Source organism: Streptomyces sp. NPDC127108 (assembly GCF_042677545.1).
In the GTDB taxonomy this organism is placed as follows: Bacteria; Actinomycetota; Actinomycetes; order Streptomycetales; family Streptomycetaceae; genus Streptomyces.
The window spans coordinates 199855-223460 of the sequence record NZ_JBHXTE010000006.1; the positions used below are offsets into that span (position 1 = coordinate 199855).

19 protein-coding genes are annotated in these 23606 nt (G+C 72.3%); 5 read left to right on the forward strand and 14 right to left on the reverse strand.

Annotated elements, in window-relative coordinates; translation table 11 throughout:
• Positions 1-65 precede the first annotated feature (65 nt).
• The gene (gene pepN / locus ACFVHO_RS07385) at positions 66-2570 is read left to right on the forward strand and encodes an aminopeptidase N (RefSeq protein WP_385711139.1); all 2505 of its coding nucleotides are present in this window, start codon (positions 66-68) and stop codon (positions 2568-2570) included.
• 182 nt (positions 2571-2752) lie between these two features.
• Complete coding sequence (locus ACFVHO_RS07390) at positions 2753-3607, forward strand: NAD(P)H-binding protein (protein ID WP_385711141.1); 855 nt, start codon at positions 2753-2755, stop codon at positions 3605-3607.
• Positions 3608-3731: 124 nt separating this feature from the next.
• Here ACFVHO_RS07390 and ACFVHO_RS07395 read toward each other — a convergent pair whose 3' ends face one another.
• The 4 genes from ACFVHO_RS07395 to ACFVHO_RS07410 all read right to left on the reverse strand — a co-directional run bounded on the left by ACFVHO_RS07395 (position 3732) and on the right by ACFVHO_RS07410 (position 9985).
• Positions 3732-6845: an endo-alpha-N-acetylgalactosaminidase family protein gene (locus ACFVHO_RS07395; RefSeq protein WP_385711143.1), complete on the reverse strand. Its 3114-nt coding sequence runs from the start codon at positions 6843-6845 to the stop codon at positions 3732-3734.
• A gap of 273 nt (positions 6846-7118) precedes the next feature.
• Positions 7119-8363, reverse strand: a complete 1245-nt coding sequence (locus tag ACFVHO_RS07400; protein ID WP_385711145.1) for a sensor histidine kinase — start codon at positions 8361-8363, stop codon at positions 7119-7121.
• The gene (locus tag ACFVHO_RS07405) at positions 8360-9040 is read right to left on the reverse strand and encodes a response regulator (protein WP_385711147.1); all 681 of its coding nucleotides are present in this window, start codon (positions 9038-9040) and stop codon (positions 8360-8362) included. The genes ACFVHO_RS07400 and ACFVHO_RS07405 overlap by 4 nt, the downstream gene beginning before the upstream one ends.
• 147 nt (positions 9041-9187) lie before the next feature.
• Complete coding sequence (locus ACFVHO_RS07410) at positions 9188-9985, reverse strand: S1 family peptidase (protein ID WP_380851638.1); 798 nt, start codon at positions 9983-9985, stop codon at positions 9188-9190.
• Positions 9986-10219: 234 nt separating this feature from the next.
• Between ACFVHO_RS07410 and ACFVHO_RS07415 the strand changes: the two genes are divergently transcribed.
• Positions 10220-11119 carry a hypothetical protein gene (locus tag ACFVHO_RS07415; RefSeq protein ID WP_385711149.1) on the forward strand — a complete coding sequence of 300 codons (900 nt, stop codon included), beginning with the start codon at positions 10220-10222 and terminating at the stop codon, positions 11117-11119.
• 222 nt (positions 11120-11341) lie between these two features.
• Here ACFVHO_RS07415 and ACFVHO_RS07420 read toward each other — a convergent pair whose 3' ends face one another.
• From ACFVHO_RS07420 to ACFVHO_RS07430, 3 genes are all read right to left on the reverse strand, one after another.
• A complete protein-coding gene (locus ACFVHO_RS07420) occupies positions 11342-12946 on the reverse strand; it encodes a DEAD/DEAH box helicase (RefSeq protein WP_385711151.1) in 1605 nt (534 codons plus the stop codon).
• A gap of 108 nt (positions 12947-13054) precedes the next feature.
• On the reverse strand, positions 13055-13258 hold the full coding sequence (locus tag ACFVHO_RS07425) for a cold-shock protein (RefSeq protein ID WP_030362889.1): 204 nt from the start codon (positions 13256-13258) through the stop codon (positions 13055-13057).
• A 259-nt stretch (positions 13259-13517) separates the two neighbouring features.
• Positions 13518-15011, reverse strand: a complete 1494-nt coding sequence (locus tag ACFVHO_RS07430; RefSeq protein WP_385711153.1) for an MFS transporter — start codon at positions 15009-15011, stop codon at positions 13518-13520.
• 119 nt (positions 15012-15130) lie between these two features.
• Here ACFVHO_RS07430 and ACFVHO_RS07435 point away from each other — a divergent pair, with 119 nt between their 5' ends.
• Positions 15131-15649 (forward strand): MarR family winged helix-turn-helix transcriptional regulator, encoded by a 519-nt coding sequence (locus tag ACFVHO_RS07435; RefSeq protein WP_385711155.1) that lies wholly within the window; start codon positions 15131-15133, stop codon positions 15647-15649.
• Between the two features lie 136 nt (positions 15650-15785).
• Positions 15786-16715 (forward strand): tyrosine-protein phosphatase, encoded by a 930-nt coding sequence (locus ACFVHO_RS07440; protein ID WP_385711157.1) that lies wholly within the window; start codon positions 15786-15788, stop codon positions 16713-16715.
• An 18-nt stretch (positions 16716-16733) separates the two neighbouring features.
• Here ACFVHO_RS07440 and ACFVHO_RS07445 read toward each other — a convergent pair whose 3' ends face one another.
• The 7 genes from ACFVHO_RS07445 to ACFVHO_RS07475 all read right to left on the reverse strand — a co-directional run bounded on the left by ACFVHO_RS07445 (position 16734) and on the right by ACFVHO_RS07475 (position 23536).
• On the reverse strand, positions 16734-17474 hold the full coding sequence (locus ACFVHO_RS07445) for a VWA domain-containing protein (protein WP_385711159.1): 741 nt from the start codon (positions 17472-17474) through the stop codon (positions 16734-16736).
• A gap of 72 nt (positions 17475-17546) precedes the next feature.
• On the reverse strand, positions 17547-18422 hold the full coding sequence (locus ACFVHO_RS07450; RefSeq protein ID WP_385711161.1) for an alpha/beta fold hydrolase: 876 nt from the start codon (positions 18420-18422) through the stop codon (positions 17547-17549).
• Positions 18423-18842: 420 nt separating this feature from the next.
• A complete protein-coding gene (locus ACFVHO_RS07455; RefSeq protein ID WP_385711162.1) occupies positions 18843-19943 on the reverse strand; it encodes a hypothetical protein in 1101 nt (366 codons plus the stop codon).
• 18 nt (positions 19944-19961) lie between these two features.
• Positions 19962-20180 (reverse strand): hypothetical protein, encoded by a 219-nt coding sequence (locus tag ACFVHO_RS07460; protein ID WP_385711164.1) that lies wholly within the window; start codon positions 20178-20180, stop codon positions 19962-19964.
• A 188-nt stretch (positions 20181-20368) separates the two neighbouring features.
• Complete coding sequence (locus tag ACFVHO_RS07465) at positions 20369-21205, reverse strand: carbohydrate ABC transporter permease (protein ID WP_385711165.1); 837 nt, start codon at positions 21203-21205, stop codon at positions 20369-20371.
• A complete protein-coding gene (locus ACFVHO_RS07470; RefSeq protein WP_385711216.1) occupies positions 21202-22194 on the reverse strand; it encodes a carbohydrate ABC transporter permease in 993 nt (330 codons plus the stop codon). Before ACFVHO_RS07470 ends, ACFVHO_RS07465 begins: the two co-directional genes overlap by 4 nt.
• 31 nt (positions 22195-22225) lie before the next feature.
• On the reverse strand, positions 22226-23536 hold the full coding sequence (locus ACFVHO_RS07475; protein ID WP_385711167.1) for a sugar ABC transporter substrate-binding protein: 1311 nt from the start codon (positions 23534-23536) through the stop codon (positions 22226-22228).
• Between the last annotated feature and the right edge of the window lie 70 nt (positions 23537-23606).

A 23606-nucleotide genomic window follows, 5' to 3' on the forward strand; every position in this document is an offset into this window, starting at 1 on the left:
CGGTGTCCCCCGTACGCGGGGACACCCACTGCCAGTCGCCCCACCCGATCGGGCACCATGGCCAGATGCCCGTACTGACGCGCGACGAAGCGCAGACCCGAGCCCAGCTCCTCGACGTCCGGGGGTACGAGATCGCCCTGGATCTCACCACCGGCGGGGAGACCTTCGACTCCCGCACGGTGATCACGTTCACGGCCGCGGCGGACGGGGACACCTTCGTCGAGCTGAAGCCCGCCCGCTTGCGTTCCGTCACGCTCGACGGCGCCCCGCTCGACCCCGCGGACCTGGCCGACAACCGGCTGCCGCTGCGGGGTCTCATCGCGGGCGAGCACGAGCTGCGCGTCGACGCGTCGATGCGCTACTCCCGTACGGGCGAGGGCATGCACCGCTTCACGGACCCGAGCGACGGTGAGACGTACGTCTACACGCAGTTGTTCTTGGAGGACGTGCAGCGGGTGTTCGCGGCCTTCGACCAGCCCGATCTCAAGGCGGTGTTCGAGATCGGCGTGCGGGCCCCCAAGGGCTGGACGGTCCTGGCCAACGGCGTCACCGAGCACGTGGGCGGCGGCGAGTGGCGGGCGGCGCCGACGGCGCCGCTCTCGACGTATCTCGTGGCGGTCGCCGCCGGGCCCTGGCACTCGGTGCGCACCGAGCACCGGGGGCTGCCCTTCGGGCTCCACTGCCGTCGTTCGCTGGCGCCGCACCTGGACGCCGACGCCGACGAGCTGTTCGACATCACACGGGCGTGCTTCGACCGGTACGAGGAGAAGTTCACCGAGCCCTATCCCTTCGACTCCTACGACCAGGCGTTCGTCCCGGAGTTCAACGCGGGCGCCATGGAGAACCCCGGCCTCGTCACCTTCAGGGACGAGTTCGTCTTCCGGTCGGCGGTGACCGACACCCAGCGCCAGACCCGCGCCATGGTCGTCGCGCACGAGATGGCGCACATGTGGTTCGGGAACCTGGTGACGCTCGCGTGGTGGGACGACATCTGGCTGAACGAGTCCTTCGCCGAGTACATGGGCTACCAGACCCTCACCGAGGCCACCCGCTTCGCCGACACCTGGGTCGACTTCGGTGTCGCCCGCAAGCCGGGGGGCTACGACGCGGACCAGCGGCCCTCCACGCATCCGGTGGCGCCGGATCCGGACGCGGTCCCCGACACGGCGTCGGCGATGCTGAACTTCGACGGCATCTCCTACGCCAAGGGCGCGAGCGCGCTGCGGCAGCTCGTGGCGTGGCTCGGCGAGAAGGACTTCCTGGCGGGCATCAACGCGCACTTCGCGCGGCACAGGTTCGCCAACGCCACGCTCGCCGACTTCATCGACAACCTGGCCTCGGCGACGGACCGCGACGTGCACGGCTGGGCGCAGGCGTGGCTGCGGACCACGGGCGTGGACACGTTCCGGCCCACCGTCACGCACAGCGGCCGTGAGTGGACCCTCGCCCTGGACCGCGAGGGCAGCCGCCCGCACCGTGTCGTGGTGGGCGTGTACGACAGGGACCTGTCCGACGGGCGGTCCCTGGTCCTGCGCGAGCGGTACGAGACGGACGTGCCGTCGCAGGAGGGACCCGTGGCGCGCGACGGCGGGCGGCCCGCGCTCGTCGTGCCCAACGACCAGGATCTGACGTACGCCAAGGTACGCCTGGACGGGGTGTCGCAGGAGACGGTCCTCGCGTCGCTCTCCGGTGTTCCCGACGCGCTGACGCGTGCGGTGCTGTGGAACGCGCTGCGCGACATGGTGCGCGACGGGGAGCTGGCGCCCGCCGCCTATCTGGAGGCGGCCCGCGCCCATCTGCCCGCGGAGAGCGACCTCGCCCTCGTCGCGGGCGTCCTCGGCTTCGCCGGTTTCGCCGTCGCCGACCGGTACACGCCGCTCGACGGCAGGACCGCCGCCCTGGCCACGATCGGCGCGCTGTGCGAGGACGTGATCCGGCGTACGGAGGACGGTTCGCAGCCGGGTCTGCGGCTCATCGCCGTACGGGGGGTCATCGACTCCGCGACGCAGCCCGAGCCCCTTGCGACCTGGCTGTCGCAGGGTGCGGTGCCCGGCGGGCCCGAGCTGGACCCGGAGCTGCGCTGGCAGATCCTGGACCGGCTCGCCGCGCTCGGCGCGGTCGACGAGACCGCGATCGCGGCGGAGCTGCGCCGGGACCCGAGCGCGACCGGCCAGGAGGGTGCCGCGCGCTGCCGGGCCGCGCTGCCCGACGCGGGGGCCAAGCAGCAGGCGTGGGAGGCCATGTTCGAGTCCGACGAGCTGTCCAACTACCTGTTCGCGGCCACCGCCCAGGGTTTCTGGCAGCCCGAGCAGGAGGCCCTCGTACGGACCTATGTGCCGCGTTTCTTCGAGGACGCGGTGGCGCTCGCCGCGCGTCGCGGGCCCGCCATCGCCGAGGCCGCGGGGCGGTACGCGTTCCCGGGGTTCGCCGTCGAGGAGGACACGCTGCGCCTGGGCGCGCGGTGCCTGGAGCGCACCGATGTGCTGCCCGCGCTGCGCCGCCGCCTCGTGGACCAACTGGACGACCTGGAGCGGGTGTTGCGGGTGCGCCGGAGCGCCGAGGGGGCCTGAGTCCGGGTGCGGCGTGCCCCGGTCTCAGGACCTAGGTCCGCCGGACCAGGGGTGTGCGGGTCATCTACTTCCTGGTGAGGATCCGGCGGACCGGGGCCGCCGCCTAGGGTCGGTGGTGATCAGAGCCGGGCCGGGGGCGTGCGTCCCCGGCCCGGCGTCGTCCCGACCTCAAGGAGCACCCCGTGATCGTCGTGACCGGTGCCACCGGCAACGTAGGCCGCGCTCTCGTCTCCCAGCTCACCGCCGACCGGGTGCCGGTCCGCGCCCTGACGCGGGACCCGGCCCGCGCGCGGCTGCCGGAGGGGGCCGAGGTGGTGCGGTTCGCGGGGCCGGGTGAACCCGCGGCCATGGCCGCGCAGTTCGAGGGTGCGACGGCGTTGTTCCTGCATCTGGCGGCGGGCGGCGAGGGCACCCCGGCGCTGCTCGCGGCCGCGCGGGACGGCGGGGTCAAGCACGTCGTGGTCCTGTCGTCGATCATCGTCGACCACGACGATGCCGCCGAGCACCCCATCCACGTCGTGCACTCCGAGCTGGAGCGGCGCGTGCGGGAGAGCGGGCTCGGCTGGACGGCGCTGCGGCCCGGCGCGTTCGGCACCAACTCGCTGCAGTGGGCGCCGCAGGTCCGCGCGGGCGACACGGTCCGCGGGCCGTTCGGCGAGGCCGTGACCGCGCCGGTCCACGAGGCCGACATCGCGGCCGTCGCCGCCGTGGCGCTGCGGGACCCCGCCGGGCACACCGACGCCGTGTACTCCCTGACCGGCCCGGAGGGCATCACCACGCGGGAGCAGATCCACGCGCTGGGCCGGGCGGTCGGCCGGGAGCTCCGCTTCGAGGAGATAGCGCCGGACGAGGTGCCCGCGGAGATGTTCCCGCACGTCGCGCCGGAGATGCTGCCGGCCCTGCTGAAGTCCTTCGGTGACAGCGTCGGTACGCAGCCGGACGTGACGACGACGGTGGCGGACGTCACGGGCCGCCCGGCGCGGACGTTCGCGCGGTGGGCCGAGGACCACGCGGACGACTTCCGCGCGTCCGCCTGAGCCGGGGAGGAAGGCCCGGCGCGACCTGCGCGCCGGACCGTCCCCGGGCGGCCCGGCCGTCCCGGGAGCCACCCCGAGGACCCGCCGCACAGGCGTCAGGACCTGTCCGGCGGGCCTGCGGGGCCTAGGCCTCCCGCACCTCGAACGTGTCGAGGACGAACTCCGCCTTCCCGTCGTCGCCGACCTTGCGCAGGCCGACCCAGGCCTCGCCGTCCGCCGGGGCGGCGAACTCGTAGGACAGGGTGGTGGGGGCGGTGGCCACGGGCAGGGCCTCGCGGGACAGTTCCCGCGCGTCGGGCTCGTCCACGGCGGTCACCCACGCGTACTGCCCGGCCTTCTCGTTCTCGTACCGGAACGACACCCGGTAGCGCTTGCCGCCCTCGAAGCGGACCGTGTGCGGCACCGTCCGGTAGACGAGGCCGTCGTTCTCGCCGCGGGACTTCAGGGACTGGGTGCCGTCCACGACGTCGTCGACGGCCTTGCCGTTCCAGCCGCGCTGGGTGTACGGGGCGTGGCGCTGCGCGATGTGGGTGCGCGGGTCGGTGGCTCCCCCGGCGTCGCCCTTCACGAAGGGCCCCCAGCCCTGCGGTACGTCCTCGAAGTCCTCCCGGACGAGGACGCCACGGCCGAGCGCGGGCGGCGCGCCGACGGCGACGACGCGCACGTTGTCGAAGCGCACCCGGGCGTCCCCGGCGACGGCGCGCAGCGCGAGCCGTACCGGGCCGCCGCCCTCGGGGACGGTGAAGCGGGTGAACAGGCGCTGGAAGCGGGTGCCGTGCTTGCGGTCGGCGGCGACGTAGTTGCCCGCGGTGGAGGTGTGCGTCCAGTTGGCGGCGGTGACGCCGTCGGAGGTGCGGACCTCCAGGGCGGCACGGCGCCGCTGTCCGGCCTTCTCCCCCACCTCGACCTGCACGGACGCCACATAGGTGCCGGGCTTGAGGCGGCGCAGGCGCTGGCTGACGGAGGCGGCGGCACCCGCGGCGAGAACGAGTTCGTGGTCGCCGAGCTTGCTGCGCTCCACCGACGCGGGGCCGCTGACCTGCCAGGCGTCCAGGTCACCGGCGTGGAAGCCGGGGTCGCGCAGCGCGGTGCCCTGGCCCCAGTCGGGGTCGGGGGCGCGGCGGGCGCGGGTGCGGTGGACGACGTAGGGCTGCTTGGCGGTGGCGTCGAGGGTGATCTTCCCGGCGCGTACGGGGACGTCGGCGACGAAGACGCGGCCCTGGTCGGTGAGGCGGTACAGGGCGACCTTGCGGGCGCCCGCCCAGCCCCGGGGCAGCGTCCAACTGGTCTTTCCGCCGTCGGGGTTGAAGTGGTAGAGCTTCGCGGGGTCGGTGGCCCGGCGCGGCTCCCAGGGCAGCAGATAGCTGCCGCCGTCGTAGACGAGGTGGCCTTCGGTGGTGATGCGCCGCCTGCCGCCGTCGGCGTCGGACACGGAGGTGGCTCCGGTGCCGAAGAACGTGATCTCGTGCTCGCCCCAGGTCTTGATGGGCTGCGCCTGGAGGTACTTGGCGGGCAGCGCGTGCGTCCAGATCAGCTCGTAGAACTTCGTCCAGTCGGTCTTGCCGGTCCAGCCGGTGAAGTTGCCCATGCGGGCGATGCCGAGCAGCGAGGGCCACTTGTCGGCGAAGACGTCCTTCTGGTGGTGCCGGATGAAGCGGATGAGGCGGGAGTTGATGCCGCGCGACGTGTCGGGGCCGTAGTCGGTCTCGGTGGCCCAGTGCGACCACAGCGCCGAGCGTTCGAAGCCGTGGCCCCATTCGCTGGTGACCTGCCAGCCCTGCTCGCGGAAGGTGCGCTGGAGGCGGTCGGAGGTCCAGCCGGACTCGCGGAACACGTCGATGTAGAGGGTGTTCAGGGCCGGGTGGGCGTCGCGGCGCAGATCGGCGAAGCGGCGCACGATGTCGCCGGAGACCAGGTCGCGGCGCTGGTCGATGCGGTAGCTCTGGTCGAGCCAGTCCCACTGCTCGTTGTTCTTGTCGACGAGCGTGTCGGAGAAGGCGTTCGCGACGGGGTAGGACTCGGTCGCGTTGACGTGGACGCCGAAGTCGCTGTTCCACTTCGAGCCCTCGCGGACCAGGGTGTTGAGGTCGGCGAGGCCGCCCGCGCGCTGGTTGTAGTTGCCCGCGTAGTCGGGGTGCGCGGAGTCGTGGCCCTCGGACTGGTAGCCCTTGAGGAGCGTGTACTGGCGCAGCCCGTCGGTGGCCAGGTGGATCCGCTTGACGTCGTCGAGCGTCGTGAGGAACGGGTTGGTGGCCTGCGAGGCGAAGTTGAAGGGGATGTGCGGGACGACGCGGAGGTGCTGCTCGTCGGCGCCGAGCGGGTTCACCATGATGTCGCGGAAGGCGATGGCGGCGTCCTGCCAGTCGACCTTGCCGTCGCCGTTGCGGTCGCCGGTGATGACGACGGTCGCGTACGGCAGGGGTTCGGTGGCGCCGACCGGGGAGGTGGCGGCGCGGTGCGTCCACTGGCCGGGGGTGAGGCGGGCCTCGACGTGGGAGTCCTTGCGTACGGTCTGGCGCCACAGGCGGCCGTTCTCCCAGTTGGTCTCCGCGGTGGGCTTGTCGTAGACCGTGTTGGTCTCGACGGCGCCGCCCAGCTTGTCGTGGGCGAGCACCGCGTACGCGCAGCCGGCGGCCGCTTCGGCCGGGGTGTCCGGCGTGAGCTCGACCAGGGTGTCGCCGCTCTTGGCCTTGTCGAGCTGCACCTTCGCGGCGAGCAGCGCGGCGCCGGGCTGGTCGCTGCGGACGGAGAGGAGGGCGAGGCCGGGGACGCGCAGGGTGCCGACGCGCAGGGCGGCGGTGTCGGCGATCTTCGTGACGCGCCAGTGCACCTGGCGGCCCTTGACCGCGATCTCCACGTCGACGCGGGTGCCGCCGTCGAGGGTGAGGACGTACGTGGCGCGGTCGCCCCGCACGTCGGCGGTGACCTTCGGCGTGTGCTCCTTGTCGTCGATGAGGAGCGTGCTGACGGGGTCCGGCTGTCCGTGCAGGACGGCGCGGCTCTCGCGGTCGGTGTACGACACGACGCGCGGGAAGCCGGTGGCGACGCGCACCTCCAGGGCGGCCGAGCGCAGGATCGCCTCGTCCGCCGCGCGGGCGGCGGACGAGGCGGACGGGGCCGCGTGCGCGGAGCCGGTGCCGACTCCGACGGCGGCCCCTATCCCTGCGATCGCTCCCGAGGCGACCACGGCCCTGCGGCTCGGTCCGGACCCGGACCCGGACGTCTGTGTCGGCGGCATGAACGCACTCCTCCGTGGGACGGCACTCGTGACGGGACGGAACGCGTGGCGGGACGTGTTCCGTGACGTGAATGCGTGACGTGAATTCGTGACGGTCACGATGCGCCGCACGGGACGAGGGCGCCCATGGACAAAGGAGGCGGAGGTGTTGGACTAACGTCCCCGGACCTCCGCTCCCCCGCGTCCCCGCTCCCCGGCCGACCCGCTCCCCCCGGCCCGCTCCCCCACCGGCCCGCTCCCCCTGACCCGCCCCCCGCCGCCCCGCGCCCCCCGCTAGCCCGCCCCCTGCCCGTACGGCAGCACCGCCCGCACCTCCCAGCCGCCCTCCGTGCCGGGCCCCGCCGTCAGCGTGCCGCCGAGGGCCCGCACGCGTTCCTCCAGGCCGACGAGCCCGAACCCGCCCCGCTCCCCGTGCCGTTCCCCCGCACCGGAACCCACACCCGGGCCCGCCCCGGGCACCGCGCCCGCGGCCACCCCGGCCCCCGCCCCCGAACCCCCCGCCCCGCGCCGCCCCCCGTCGTCCGCCACCCGCACCTCCACGCCGCCCTCGACGACGCGGACGCCGACGCGCACCGCCGAGACGCCGGTGGCGTGTTTGCGTACGTTCGTCAGCGCCTCGCGGACGATGTGGTGGGCGGTGGCGGCGAGATCGGCCGGAAGCCGCTCCTGAAGCGCCGGTTCCACGTGCACGGTGACCGGTGGGCCGGTCCGGGTGAACGTCTCGGACAGCTCGCGCAGTTCGGCGAGCCCGGCCACGGGCACCGTGCGGGCCTCGCCCTCGCGCAGGACCCGCACCAGGCGCCGCATCGCGCCGAGCGCCTCGTCGCCCGCGTCCGCGATGCGTACGAAAGCGCTGGTCGCGGCGGAGGCGCCGACCTCGGTGAAGGACGCCGCGCGGGCCTGCACGACGATTCCGGTGACGTGGTGGGCGACCAGATCGTGGAGTTCACGGGCGAGTTCGAGGCGTTCGGCGGCGCGCACGGCCTCGATGTCGCGGACGCGCTGCGCCTGCTGGGCGCGTAGGAGCAGTGAGAAGGCGCTCACCACGGCGGCCAGCGCGGAGAACAGGAGCGTGAACCGGCCCGGTGAGGCGTCGCGCACCGGCGCGGCCACGCAGGCGAGCGCGAGGAGCGGCCCGAGCACGGCGGCGCGGCGGGCGGGCAGCCGCAGCAGGACGCCGGTGAGCAGCACGAGCAGCGCGATGGCCTCGCCCATGCCCCAGACGATCTGCGGCCGGGCGCTGACGAACACGTACAGGGTCGCGGCCCAGGACACGCAGGCGGCGAGCCAGGCGCGGGGGGCAAGGGCGGGGCGGGCCCAGGGGACGGCGCACAGGCAGCAGAGGATGCCCGCCGTCCAGACGGCGGCGCGCGGCCCGGTGGGCTGGCGGGCGAGGGTCAGGCCCTCGACGGTGACGAGCAGGACGAGGACGGCGGCGAGCAGCAGGCGGGCGGCGGTGCGGCGGGCGGGGTGCCGGTCGAGCAGGCGCGCGTACCGGTCGAGGATCGCGGTGGTCACGGCGTGCGGGTGGCGAGGCCGGACTCCCAGGCCCAGGCGGCGATCTCGACGCGGTTCCTGGCGTCGAGCTTGGCCTGGACGTTCGCGAGGTGGGACTTGACCGTGGACAGGGAGACGAAGAGTTCGGCGGCGATCTCGTTGTTGGTGCGGCCGCGGGCGAGGGCGCGCACGACGTCCTGCTCGCGCTGGGTGAGGGGTTCGGAGGGGGCGCGGAGGGCCGGGCCGCCGGGGCTCTCCGTGGCGGCCGGGGCTGCTGCGGCCAGCTCCCGCAGGAGTCGTACGGTGATCGCGGGCGAGACCAGCGCGTCGCCGACGGCCGCCGCGCGCACGGCCTCCACGAGCATGGCGGGGCTCGCGTTCTTCAGCAGGAAGCCGCTGGCTCCGGCGCCGAGGGCCGCGTGCACGTACTCGTCGAGGTCGAAGGTGGTGACGATGACGATGCGGGGGCGCACGCCGGGGCGGGCGGCCAGGCGGCGGGTGACCTCCAGGCCGTCGAGGCGCGGCATGCGGATGTCGAGGAGCAGCACGTCGGGGTCGTGGCGGGTGACGGCGTCGAGTGCGGCCTCGCCGTCGGTGACGTCGGCGAGCACCTCGATGTCGGGCTGGCTCTCCAGGATCATGCGGAAGCCGGTGCGGACCATGTCCTGGTCGTCCGCGATGACCACCGTGATCGCCATGTGCTGTGCCATCCGCCCTTGCCGCGCCTGTCTCGTACGCCCCTGAGTGTCCCATATATGGGCATACGAAGCGGGGCCGGGTCAGCCGTGACCCGGCCCCGCGACGGAAGGCTGTTCACCTCACGGGCACCCGGGGCGCCCGGGGCGTCAGAGCTGGTTGGCCTGCTTGGTTATCTCGGCCGCGAAGGTCGAGACCTCGGTGTAGACACCGGGGAACTTCGGGCGGGCGCAGCCGTTGCCCCAGCTCACGATGCCGACCTGGATGTACTGACCGGCCTCGTCCTTGCGGAACATGGGGCCGCCGGAGTCGCCCTGGCAGGTGTCGACGCCACCCACGTTGAGCTTGCCCGCGCAGATCTCCTCGCCCGGGATGATGTCGCCGCTGTAGGCGGCCTGGCAGTCGGCGTCGCTCACGAAGGGCACGGTGGCCTTCAGCAGGTAGCGCTGCTGCGCGCCGCCCTCGCGGTTGGCACCCCAGCCCGCGACGGTGAAGTTGCCGTTGTTGTACTTGGTGGTGGTGGCGATCTTCAGCGTGGGCTGGTTGATCGGCTTGGCGAGCTTGATCAGCGCCCAGTCCTTGCCCTTGCCGTTGTAGCCGGGGGCCTGGAGGACCTTGGTGGACTTGACCTTGATCGCGCTGGAGCTCTGCAGGTCGACGACGCCGCCGGTGGCGGTGATGGAGGTGTTGTTGCCCGAGCCGTCGACACAGTGCGCGGCGGTCAGGACGACGTCCTGCTTGAGCAGGGAGCCGCCACAGCCCATCGAGAGCCTGACCATGAACGGGAACTCACCCTGCGCGGCACGCACACCGCCGACGACACGCTCGCCGGGGTTCGGGCCGGGGTGAGGGGCCGCCTGCGCGACGACGGGCTGCAGGCTGGCGACACCGAGGGCGACCGACCCGAGGACGGCGGCTCTCTTGACTCCACGGAACTTCGTCTTCAACTTCTTGCCCCTTCGTGGGAGTTGTGGGGGGTTGCGCACGCGGCGGGCCCATGCAGCACGCGCCCGGAGGCGCTGCGTGGCATGAGCCCGCCAAGCGTTGTTGGATTATGAGGAGGGCTCCGCGCGGGCGACAAGGGGCGGTTTTCGGCCAGACGTTGGGGCTGGGGCTGGTTACCGGTGCGAACAACCCCCGTACAGTGGGGACGAATCGGGCGGTGCTCAGGGGGTGGGGGCGTGGCGAACGGCGGTCCGGTGGAGCACGGCTATCCGCATCTGGAGACGGTGCGCGCGGCCATCACCGCGCTGTACCGCCGGCTCTCCTACGACACCGTGCACACCTTCGACACCAGCGTCGCCCCGGCCGACGTGGCCTTCTGCGACCAGGACGACCTGTATCTGGGCGCGCAGCGGGTGGCCCGGGAGCTGGTGCGGCATCTGCGGCTTCCGGACGCCCGCATGATCGTGTCGTTCCGGGAGATGCAGCACGCGGCGTCCGTCGAACTCGCCGCGGGGCCCGAGTACTTCATCGAGCTGAACGACCGTTTCCGCACGCACCGCAGGGACATCGGCGCGGCTCTCGCGCACGAGGTGATGCACGTGTATCTGCACCGCCTCGACCTGTCGTTTCCGGGCACGCGCGACAACGAGATCCTGACCGACACGGCGACCACGTACCTGGGCGCGGGCTGGCTGCTCCTGGACGCCTACCGCGAGGACAGCGCCTCGTCGCAGAAGCTCGGCTATCTGACGCCGGAGGAGTTCGGCTACGTCCTCGCCAAGCGCTCCCTCGCGTTCGGCGAGGCGCCCGAGACCTGGTTCACCAGCCCGCAGGCGTACACGGCGTACACGAAGGGGCTCGCCCGGGCCCGGCAGGACGAGCAGCAGCCCCCGCTGACGGCGGCGGGCTGGGCGGGCCGGCGACGGTACGCCAAGGACCGGCGCTACGCCCAGGACCACGGCACGGCGACCGGGCGGTCCGGCGGCCCGTACGCCTTCTCGCGCTCGGACGGCACCGGCCCGCTGCGGGTGTCGTTCCCCTGCCCGACCTGCCATCAGCGCATCCGGGTGCCCGCGCGGGGCCGGATGCGGGCGCGGTGCGGGCTGTGCCGGACGGTGCTCGACTGCGACACGTGAAACTCGCGCGTGACGCGGGCGAATTGACGGAGATACGCGCGACTCGCGGGTGACGCGGGCGAGTCGACGGCGGCACGCGCGGCTCGCGGGTGACACGCACGGCCCGACGGCGGCACGTGCCTCTCGCCGGTGACCCGCGCGACCCGACGGCGATACGGGAACGGGGTGGGCCTCGGCCCACCCCGTCACCTCTGTCTCAGGCGCCCCCGAGCCGCTCGCGGACTACGCGGCGTTGCGGCTGCGACCGCCCCGGCGGCCACGACCGCCGCGGCGACGGGCGCCGCCGCCCGCGCCACCGGCTCCCCCGGCTCCGGCGCCCGCGCCCGCGGACCTGCGCTGCGCGGGGGCCTTGCGCTGCGCCACGACCTGCACGGGCGGCGCGATGACGACCGGCACGCCGGAGGGCTCCCGCGCCCCGGTGATCGTGACCAGCTCCTCGGAGGACGAGCGGACGGCGACGGCCTCCGGCTTGATGCCCGCGTCGGACATCAGGCGGGCCACCTCGCGCTTCTCCTCGGGCAGGACGAGCGTGACGACGCGGCCGGACTCGCCCGCCCGCGCGGTGCGGCCGCCGCGGTGCAGGTAGTCCTTGTGGTCGACGGGCGGGTCGACGTTCACGACCAGGTCGAGGTCGTCGACGTGGATGCCGCGCGCGGCCACGTTGGTGGCGACGAGCGCGGTGACCTCGCCGCTCTTGAACTGCTCCAGGGTGCGGTTGCGCTGCGGCTGCGACCGTCCGCCGTGCAGCCCGGAGGCCCGCACTCCGCTGGCGAGGAGCCGCTTGGTGAAGCGGTCCACGGCGCGCTTGGTGTGCAGGAACAGGATGACGTTGCCGTCGCGGGCGGCGATGCGCAGGGCGACCGCCTTCTTGTCCGTCTCGTCGGCGACGTACAGGACGTGGTGCTCCATCGTGGTCACCGCGCCCGCGGAGGGGTCGACGGAGTGCACGACGGGGTCGCTCAGGTAGCCGCGGACGAGACGGTCGACGTTGCGGTCCAGGGTCGCGGAGAACAGCATCGTCTGGCCGCCCTGCTCCACCTGCCCGAGCAGCGCGGTGACCTGGGGCAGGAAGCCCATGTCGGCCATCTGGTCGGCCTCGTCGAGGACGGTGACGCGGACCTGGCCGAGGGCGCAGTCGCCGCGCTCGATGAGGTCCTTCAGGCGGCCCGGCGTGGCGACGAGCACCTCGACGCCGCGGCGCAGCGTCGCGGCCTGCTTGTTGATCGAAAGGCCGCCGACGACGGCGGCGACGCGCAGGTTCACGGACGTGGCGTACGGCGCGAGGGCGTCGGTGACCTGCTGCGCCAGCTCACGGGTGGGGACGAGGACCAGGGCGAGCGGCTTGCCGGGCTCGGCGCGGCGGCCCGCGGTGCGGCCGAGGAGCGCGAGGCCGAAGGCGAGGGTCTTGCCGGAGCCGGTGCGGCCGCGGCCGAGGACGTCGCGTCCGGCCAGGGAGTTCGGCAGGGTCGCGGCCTGGATCGGGAAGGGCGAGGTGACGCCCTGCGCGGCGAGGGTCTTGAGCAGCGCCTCCGGCATGTCGAGGTCTTCGAACGCCTCGACGGCGGGCAGCGCGGGGGTGACGGTCTCGGGCAGCGCGAAGTCGGCGGGCGCGGTGCGCGCCGGGGCGGGGCGGGAGGGCTTGCGGCCGCCTCGGCCGCCGCCGTTCACCGGGCGCTTGCCGCCGCTCGCGTTCCGGGTGCCGCCGGTGGCGCCGGCGCTCTTGCGGCCGGAGTCGCCCGAGGACTGGCCGCGGGTGGCCGAGCCTGCCGTGCGGTCGTTCGATGAGCGCCGACGGGCGGGGCGCGCGGGACGGTCGGGGCGATTCATGGGGCAAGCCTTCCTGGCCGGTGACAGCACAGCCGGTGACAGCACACAAGCCGGGACCCGCACCGTGGTGGTGCGGGCCCCGGCTGCGAGGTTCGCGAGAAGCGAGGATCAGGCGGGAACGATGTTCTCGGCCTGCAGGCCCTTCTGGCCCTGGGTCACCTCGAAGGAGACCTTCTGGCCCTCCAGGAGCTCACGGAAGCCGGAGCTGGCGATGTTGGAGTAGTGGGCGAAGACGTCGGGGCCGCCGCCGTCCTGCTCGATGAAGCCGAAGCCCTTTTCCGAGTTGAACCACTTCACGGTTCCAGTTGCCATGTCAATCTCCTCAACAGGGGCAGATTAAGGAGAGCCACGGAATTGTGGTTCTCCCAGCGCTGCAAGGACCCCCATCCGGAGAGACCGGGGTCCGGCCCGCAAAAAGAGCCGGAAAAACAAAATAATGCGCCCTCGGAGCATTCCGTCAGGCGCACATAAAGTTCATGGGTACCAAAACTGCAACGCTTAACCCTAACATGCGTCCGGCCCCCGCAGGCGAAAGCCTTCCGGGGACCGGACCCGCCGCGGAACGCGGACCTCACTCGGGCCGCTCCACCGCCCGCCGCGGCAGCGCCGGACACAGCAGCGCGCAGAGCGCGAAGGCGGCCACCACCCACGGCATCGCGGCACCGAGCGCGTCGGTGAGCCCCGTCGCCGTACCGGAGGAGCCGTGCCCGCCCGCCGGGCCGGACGGGCCGGACGTGACACGGTCGAAGAACACCGTCCCGATGACGGCCGCGCCGAGCGCCCCGCCGAACTGCTGGGCCGTGGTGAAGATCCCCGACGCCCCGCCCGCGAGGTCACCGGGCACGGCCGAGAGGACGACGTTCACCAGCGGTACGACGAGCAGGCCGAGCCCGGCGCCCGCCACGGCGAGGCCCGGGACCAGCGGCCACGCCCCGGTGTGCTCGGTGCCCCCGTCCGCCACTGCCGACCACACCCAGGCGAACCCGCCCGCCATCAGCAGCGCCCCGGCGGCGAGCACGAGCCGCCCGAAGCGCAGGGCGAGGGCGTCCGCGGCGGGCGCGGTGAGGAAGCCGCCGGCGGAGAAGGCGACGGTGACGAGTCCGGCCTGCATCGGCGTGTAGCCCTCGCCGCCCTGCAGCCAGATCGCGAAGACCAGGAAGAAGCCCTGCATGCCGACGGAGAACAGGAGCTGCACCAGGACTCCCACGGAGAACGCGGGCAGCTTGAAGGCGCGCGCGGGCAGCAGCGGCGTCACGTGCGAGGAGGGGCCCGAGCGGCGGCGACCCTCGGCCACGCCGAGCCCGGCGAGCGCGGCCACCCCGGCGCCCATGCACACCCAGCCCCACACCGGCCAGCCGTTGGCGCGGCCCTGGACCAGGGGCAGGACGACGGCGACGAGGGCCGCGGCGAGGACGAGGCTGCCGAGCAGGTCGGGCCGTCCGGCCGAGCGCTCGCGGGTGGCCGGTACGAGGACGGTCCCGGCGACGAGGGTGGCGACGGCCACGGGGACGTTCACCAGGAACACCGAGCGCCAGCCCCAGCCGAACAGATCGGCGTCGGTGAGCACCCCGCCGAGCAGCAGCCCGATCGCGGACGCGAACCCGGCGACGGCTCCGTACATCCCGAAGGCAGCGCCGCGCTCCTTGCCCCGGAACAGCGTGCGGAAGGAGCCGAGCACCTGCGGCATGAGGAGCGCGGCCATGACGCCCTGCACGGCGCGGGCCGCCACCAGCTGTCCCGGCGACTGCGCGGCCCCGCAGGCGAGGCTCGCGAGGCCGAAGCCCGCGGTGCCGGTCAGGAACAGGACCTTGCGGCCGTACCGGTCGCCGAGGTGCCCGGCGACGATCAGGGTGGCGGCGAAGCCGAGCAGATAGGCGGAGACGATCCACTGCAGCGCGCTCTCGGACGCGCCGAGGTCCCGCCCGATCGACGGGATCGCGACGTTCACGATCGTCACGTCGAGCAGGTCCATGAGGGCGGCGACCATCATCACGACGGCGGCCGCCCAGCGCCGGGGGTGCGGGGGCGCCGCGTCGTCCTGCGGCGTGGTCAGGGTGGCGGTCATGGCGGGCTCCTGAGCCTCCTCGGATTTATTTCGTTCGGACGAACGAAAGACTTGCACGACCCGATCCACCTCCGCAAGTCTTTCGTTCGACCGAACGAACTTCTTGCTAGGCTCACCCCATGCCGAAGAGCCGCACGCAGCAGGACCGGGAGCCGGGACGAGCGCCGGAGCAGGAGGCGGCGGAGCCGGGGCGCGCCGACGTCGTGGCCCGGCTCTCCGCGGCGGGCCGGGCCAACAGCGCGGTGACCGTGATGTTCCACTCGGCCGTCGCCGCCCGGCAGGGCCTGAACGCCACCGAGAGCAAGACCCTCGACCTGCTCATCCGCAAGGGCCCCCTCACCGCCAAGGACCTCGCGGCCGAGACGGGCCTCGCGCCCGCGTCCGTGACCGGCCTCGTCGACCGCCTGGAGGCCAAGGGCTTCGCGCGCCGGGTGAAGCACCCCACGGACAAGCGCCGGGTCCTGGTGGAGTTCCGCGCCGAGAAGATGGCGGGCCTGACGGAGGTCTTCGCGGACTGGGGGCGCGAAGTGGAGGAGTTCTGCGAGGAGTTCACGACCGCGGAGCTGGAGACGGTGATCCGCTTCCTCGACGGCGCCGCGGACCGGCAGCGCCGGGCGGCGGCGCGGCTCGCGCAGTAGCACGCGGCGTACTGACGCCCCGTCAAATAACCTTCGTACGCGCCTTCCCCCTTCGAGGGGCCGCCATTACCGTCCCACCCGATCCCGGCCAAACAACTGTTTGGCCGTACGGCGACAGGTACGGAAAGGCGGCCCGATGCGCACCACTCGCACCCGTACGGCGGCCACGGTCGCGGTCCTCACGCTCGTCCTCGGCGCCGCGCCGGGGGTGACAGCGCACGCCGCGCCGAGCGCGCCCCGGCCCTCGTACACGCACCCCCTCGCCTCCGAAGCACCCCGGCAGATCCCGCTCCAGGGGGCCGTCAACGTCCGTGACGTGGGCGGCTACCGCACCTACGACGGCGAGCGGGTGCGGCACGGCCGGGTCTTCCGCGCCGACGCGCTCAGCAAGCTCACGGACGGGGACGTCTCGACGCTGGCCGGGCTCCGGCTGCGGAAGGTGGTGGACTTCCGGGTCGCGGAGGAGGTCCGGTACGACGGGCCGGACCGGCTGCCCGCCGGTCTGGTCGCGACCGCGCGGCCCGTCACCGACAACGGCCTGTTCCGGCAGCTCATGACCGTGATCGGCTCCCGGGACCCGGTCAAGCAGGAGGAGATGCTCGGCGGCGGGAAGGCCGAGGCGTTCATGCGGGACGTGTACCGCACGTTCGTCACGGACGCCACCGACCGCGCGCAGTTCGGCGCGACGCTGCGCGACATCGCGGGCGGCGGCACGGCCGCGCCCCTGCTCTACCACTGCACGTCGGGCAAGGACCGCACGGGCTGGACGACGTACGTCCTGCTGCGTGCCGTGGGGGTGCCCGAACGCACCGTCGTGGACGACTACTTGGCGTCCAACACCTTCCGCGCCGCGTACGACGCGAAGCTGCGCGAGACGCTTCGGCAGACCGGCATGATGCAGAACCCGGACCTGCTCGTCCCGCTCCAGGAGGTTCGCACCGACTATCTGGACGCGGCGCTCGCCGAGGTGACACGGCGGTACGGCGGCTTCGGCGGCTATCTGACCAAGGGCCTGGGCCTGGACGCGGGCACGCTGGTCGAGCTGCGCCGGGCGATGGTGGGGTGAGCCGCGGGCCCGGTGGTGCTACGGGGCCGCGGTGCGGGGTGCGACGATGCCGTGCTCGCGTGCCGCGGCCAGCCACTGGGGGAACTCGGCGACGAGGCGGTCGTACAGGAAGTCGTCCGAGACGGCGACCGGGTCCGTGCCTAGGTGGAAGAACCCGGCGTTGTCGACGACGCGGCGTCCGGGCACGGGCAGTTCGTCGAGCCTGCGCAGATAGTCGAACTGCTTGCTCGCGGGGTTGCCGAAGCCGATGAACTGCCAGAACAGCGGCAGCTTCGCCGCCTTGCACAGGTACCGCTCGGCGGCGGTCCTGTTCAGCGGGCCGCCGTCGGTCTGGAAGATGACCAGGGCGGGCGCGGTGGCGCCGCATTCCAGGTAGTGGTCGATGACGGCGTCCATGGCGGCGTGGTAGTTCGTCCGCCCCATGTGTCCGAGTCCGGCGACGATCTCCCCGATGCGGCCCTGGTGGCCGGTCAGTTCGACGTCGACGACCGCGTCCACGTCCGTGGAGAAGAAGACGGCGGGTACGACGCCGTCGTCGTCCAGGTGCGCGGAGAGTCCGAGCACGCGGTCGGCGAGCGCCTGCACGCTGCCGTCGTCGAAGTAGGGCCGCATCGAGCCGGAGTGGTCGACGACCAGGTACACGGCGGCGCGCTCGCCCTCCAGGCCGTGGGCCCGCAGCCGCTCCCCCGCCGTCTTGTAGAGACTGACGAGGCCGGGCGCCACGGCCCGCACCTTGTCGAGACTGATCGCCGCACCCATGGCACCAGCGTACGGGCCGGTCGGCGCGCCCCGGTCGGCCTTCGGAGAACCGGTCGGCCTTCGGAGAACCGGTCAGCCTTCGAGGAAGTCGACGGCCAGGCGCAGGAACTCCGCCTCCCGCTCCACGTACGCCAGATGTCCGCAGCGCGGGAACACGTGCAGGCGGGCGTCCGGCATGGCCTTGAGCGCGACGAAGGCTCCGTCGACGGGGTTGACGCGGTCCTCCCTGCCCCAGGTGAGGAGCGTCGGCCGGGTGATCCGGTGCGCCTCGCGCCACAGCAGGGAGCCCTCGGGCCACTTGGCAAAGGCCGCGCCGAGCCGCTGGGCGCCGAGGCGGGCGCCGGGGTCGAGGGCCTGCGCGTACCGCTCCTCCACGAATGCGTCCGTCACGTGGGACGGGTCGTGGACGAGGGAGGTGAGGAAGGCCCGCACGTGCTCGCGGGTCGGCTCCGGGGCGACGCCGAACTCGATGAGGCGCTTGACGCCTTCGGTGGGTTCGGCGGTGAAGAGGTTGAGCGCGAGGCCCGCGGGGGCCGTGAGCAGCAGCCGGTCGACCTTGTCCGGGTGGTCGAGCGCCATCCGGACGCACACGCCGCCTCCGAGCGACACGCCCGCGAAGTGCGCCTTCTCCACTCCCAGCTCGTCCAGGAGCCCGGCCACGGCGTCCGCCCCGAACGAGAACACGTCCTTGTCCAGCTCGGGCTTGTCCGACCGCCCGAACCCCGGCAGATCGACCAGCAGCGTCCGGAACCGCCCGGCGAAGGCCCCCAGCACACCCCCGAACGCCCCCCAGGCGCTGGCCCCCGGCCCGCCCCCGTGCAACATCACCAGCACCGGCGCCTCGGCCCCCGCAGGCCCGGCCTCGTGGTACCGCAGCCCAACTCCTGCCCCCCGCCCACCCCGAGAGGTCCCCTCACAAGTAAGCGTCACCACACCCCACCTCCACACACCTCAACATCAACACCCCCATGCTCCCTCACCCCACCACCCCCGACCACCCACCCCCATCGCTGCCGCAACGGCAAAGCGCCGGGCGGGCGGAAAGCCCGTCCGGCGCTCTGGGAAATGGGCAGCCAGGTGGGGGAAATCAGCGAAACGAGCGGGCGGACGAAATCAGCCCGTCCGGCGCTTGAGGACGAGCGCGCAGCGCGACCGGCGCCCGCCCCGGGCAACGCCCAGACACAGCCCGCCCCTTGAACACCCCACCCCGCCCGAGACCCCACCCCACCCCCCGGGAGGGAAAGGGCGGGCGGGTGGGGGAAACAGCCCGTCCGGCGCTTGAGGACGAGCGCGGAGCGCGACCGGCGCCCGCCCCGGGCAACGTACGGATGACGACCCCCGGGGCGCCTCACGCCCAGGGCGGACCGGCTACGCGGGGCGGTCCTCGAAGGCCGGCAGCGCGAAGATCCTGACCTTCGCGTCGTCGGACATGAGCTCCACCAGCGGCAGCACAAGCTCCCAGAGATCCCGCTTGCCCACCTCCCGGACGAGCGCGTCGAGTTCGGCGTCGGACAGCTCCGCGGCCCGGTCGGCCACCACCTTGCGGGAGTCCTCGGGGAGCACCTCGACGAGGGGCAGGAACTCGCCCCACAGCCCGGTGGCGACGACGGCGGGGACCACACCGCCGAGGACGGCGGGGTCACGCAGCGAGGGAAGCCCGGCCACCGTACGGAGTTCGTCCGCGCCGAGCAGCGCGACGAGCGGCAGGAGCGACTCCCAGAGCCCGTCGCGGGCGACGGTCACGACGAGCGGGTCGAGCCGTTCGGGCGGCTGCGCGGCGGCGAGGGAGGCGATCCGCCCGCGCTGCTCGCCGGTGACCATCCCGGCCACGGCGAGCGCCTCGGGCCACAGCCCTTCGGCGGCGGCCGTCCCGATGACGGCGGCGAGCCGCTCCGCGCCCATCAACTCGACGATGTGGCCGAGCCGTTCGGGCACGTCGATGAGGAAGCCGGTGCGCAGCACCACCGCGTCGTCGACCTGCGGCAGGATCCGGCCGAGCGCGCTGTCGCGCAGATGGCCGACGAACCGCCCCATCGTGATGTGGTCCTCGCGCTCGGCGAGGGCGACGGCGATGCGGACGAGCAGGTTCTCGTCGAGGCGGTCGACGATGCCGCTGATGCGCCGCGGGTCGAGGTGCCCGCAGGACTCGGCGGTGAAGGAGACGGGCAGCTTCTCGATGATGTCGGCGGCGCGGGCGGGTTCGAGGCGCCCGGCGACGGCGGCGGCGAGCCGGGGCCCGAGCGCCTTCTGGGAGATGGCGGCGGCGACCCCGGCGGGCACGAGCTTGGTCGCGGACGCGATGCGGTCGAGCATGTCGGGCGCCCGGTCGTACAGCGTCGCGACGCAGTCGGCACGGAAGCGGCGTACGTCCTCGGCGGGCAGTTCCCCGAGGAAGGCGAGCTCGTCGGGCTCGACGTCGAGGAGGCGGGCGGTCTTCAGGGTCTCGGCCCTGGCGCGCAGCTTGTCCATGGTGTCCTCGCCCCCGGCCTACCGGAAGAGGATCCGGCGTACGGGCCCGCGGGCCAGCGCGGGCACCAGCTTCAGGGCCTCCTCGGCCGCCTGGTTCAGGCCGGCAGCCCGGCTCTCGCGCTCCCGGCGCAGCGCGTCGGCGAGCGACGCGAGCCGCTCGGGCGGCAGCCCGGCGAAGGACTCCGGGGGCCGGCCCCCGAGCTCCGCCGTCAGTTTCTCCAGTGCTTCGGTGCTCACGGGACCTCCCGGAGGTGCGCTGGGCTTCAAGGTCCCGAGAGTGGAGCGAAATTGAATAATAGTCAATAGCGTGGGCGGGGCGGAGCCGGAGCCGGGCGACGGCCCGGCACGGCCCGCACAAGCGGAAGGGGGACGGGGAGGCACTGCCCGAGCCGGGCCGCCTCCCCGTCCCCCTCGCCTCGCGCGGATCAGCCCTTGACGGCCCCCGCCGCCAGACCCGAGCCGAGCCTGCGGTGGACGACGACGAAGAAGAGCATGACGGGCACCGTGACCAGCGTGGAGCTGGCCATGACGGGACCCCAGGACGTGGTGTTCTCGCCGAAGAACTGGAAGATGCCCACGGCCGCCGTGTACTTGTCGCTGCCCTTCATGAACGTGTACGCGAACACGAACTCGTTCCACGCCGTGATGAAGGCGAAGATCGAGGTGGCGACGAGCCCCGGCGCGACCAGCGGAAGCAGCACGGACCAGAACATCCGGAACCAGGAGGCGCCGTCGATGTACGCGGCCTCCTCGACCTCCTTGGGCACCGCGGCCACGAACCCGCGCAGGGTCCAGATGGCGAACGGCAGCGACAGGGCGATGTAGACGATCGACAGGCCGAGCAGCGAGTTGAGCATCTCGTAGTCCCGCATCTGGATGAACAGCGGGATGACGAGGGCCTCCAGGGGCACCATCTGCACGATCAGGATCATGATCAGCACGGAGGTGCGGAACTTGAACTTGAAGCGGGCCACCGCGATCGCCGCGAACAGCGAGAGCAGCCCCGCGGCCAGGATCGTGGCGAGGCCGACGATCGCCGAGTTCAGCAGGTACTGGCCGAAGTTGCCCCGGTCGAAGACGAAGTCGAAGTGCTCGAAGCTGATGCCGCTCGGCAGCAGGTCCGAGCCGCGGGTGAGCGCCTTGGGGTCGAGGGCGGTGGAGACCATCCAGTAGACAGGGAAGAGCGTGAAGACCAGCAGGGCAGCCACGGACAGCGGCAGGCCGATGCGTGCGGCGAGCGAGGTGCTCCGTCGGGCGCTCACAGGTCCTCCTCTCCCTGCCGGAACAGTGTCCGGATGTAGACGATGGTGATCGCGAGCAGCAGCAGCGTCAGGAGGACGGCCGCCGCGGCGCCCGCGCCGTAGTCGTTCTTGGCGAACGCCTCGATGTAGGAGTACACACCGAGGTTGTAGACGTCGGGATTGGAGCCGCTGCCTCCTGGCATCAGGAAGACCTGGGTGAAGACCTTGAAGTCCCAGATGGTGGAGAGGATGGTCACCACCAGGAAGACGGGCTTGATGGTCGGCACGGTGATCTTCCAGAACCGCTGCCAGGCGTTGGCTCCGTCGATCTCCCCGGCCTCGTACAGCTCCTTGGGAATCGTCAGGAGCCCGGCGAGGACGGTGATCGCCACGAACGGGAAGCCGTGGTGCACGACGTTGATCGTGGCGATGGCGTAGAACGGCAGCCGTTCGGTGAACCAGTTGGTGGTCTCGGCATCGATCAGGCCCATGGAGTCGGCGACTTGGCTGATCATGCCGTCCTCCGGGGAGAACAGCCAGATCCAGACGTACGTCCCGGTCACCGCGGGCATCGCCCAGGCGGCCAGGATCGACACCGAGCAGATCAGCTTCCAGGTCGGGCCGAGGCGGTTGAGCAGCAGCGCCACGGCCGTGCCGAGGGCGACGGTCAGACCGACGCAGGCGAACGCGAAGAACACCGTGTTCGGCAGGACCGTCTTCCACAGCAGCTCGCCGGTCAGCAGGTCCTTGTAGTTGTCGAAGCCGGTGTAGGTGCCCTTGCCGCCGCCGAACTTGACGACGTAGTCCTGCAGCGACAGCTTGCCGACCTGGATCAGCGGCCACAGCAGCAGGCCGATGAGCACGACGAGCGCGGGCGCGAGGAGCAGCCAGGGGCGGGTGAGGGTGGTCAGTCTCTTGCGGCGGCGCGCGGTCTCGCCGTCGTCGGACTGGTGGGAGCGAAGGCTCGAAGAACCGGACGAGCCGTCCTTCGAGCCGTCGCTGACGAGCATGTCTTTCACGTGGTCACTCGTCCCTGTGTGCCTACTTGTCCTTGGCGAAGATCTCGTCCATGTCCTTGGCCGCCTTGTCCGCGGCCTCCTTCACGGAGGACTTGCCGGTGAGGATCGACTGGACCATGCCGGTGACGACCTGCGAGGCCTGGATCTCGCCGTACGCCTTGGTCTTGGGCACCGTGGCGCCGGCCTCGATCATCTGCTTCGCGAACGGCTCGACCAGCGGGTCCTTCTGGGCCTCGATCTTCTTCAGCTCGGAGTTCTGGCCGGGGAAGTAGTTGGTCTGCTTGGCCCACTTCGCGGCGAACTCACCGGTGGTCATGAGCTTGACCAGCTCCCAGGCGAGTTCCTTCTTGTCCGTGTTGAACGCGGACAGGTAGGAGCCGCCGAGGAAGGACTTGCTCATCCCGCCGGTCGGGCCGGGGATCGTGACGGCGCCGAGCTTGCCCTTGAGCTTGGGGTTCGCGTCCGTGATGGCCTTCGGCGTCCAGTTGCCGCCGATCGCCATGGCGATCTGGCTCTTGTTCCAGGCGTCGCCGACCTCCTTCTCGGTCCAGGTGTTCACCTTGGCCGGGGAGACCTTGTCCTTGGTGGCGAGGCCGGTGTAGAACTCGATGCCCTTGATGGACTCGGGCGAGTTGATGGTGGACTTCCACTTGTCGCCGTCCTGGGTGGCGAGGTCGCCGCCCGCGCCCCAGATGAAGGGGGTCGCGAACATCTCCGCGCCGCCCGCCACCGGGAACGGGATCAGGCCCGGCTCCTTGTCCTTCAGCGTCTTCGCCGTCTCCTGGAGCTCCTTCCAGGTCGTCGGCGGCTTCAGCTTGTGCTTCTCGAAGATGTCCTTGCGGTAGACGATGGAGCGCACGCCCGCGTACCACGGCATGCCGTACTGCTTGCCGTCCAGCGTGCCCGCGTCCTTCAGGCCCTCGACCAGGTCGTTGGCCAGGCCGGACTTCTTCACGTCGTCCGTGACGTCGACGAGCGCCTCGGTCTCGGCGAACTGCGGCACCCAGGTGGTGCCGACCTCGGCGACGTCGGGGACCTGGTCCTCGCCGCCCTCGATCGCGGTCGTGAACTTCTTCTGGGCGGTCGCCCACTGCTGGTACTCGACCTTGATCTTGGCGCCGGTCTTCTTTTCGAAGGCCGCGCCGACCTCCTTGAAGAAGGGCCGGGGATCGGGGTTGGTGCCCTCCATGATCCACACGGTGAGCGTCTTGCCCTTGCCGTCGACCTTGCCGCCGTTGTCGCCGCTGTCGCCGCCGTCATCGCCACCGCACGCGGTTGCGGTCAGACCGAGCGCCATGGCGATACAACCTGCCGCGATGACACGTCGCTTCATGCCGGCCCCCTTCAGGTTCCTTTGGTGAGAGCGATTCTGGTCACACAGAGTGTGGGCGGTCTAGACCCTT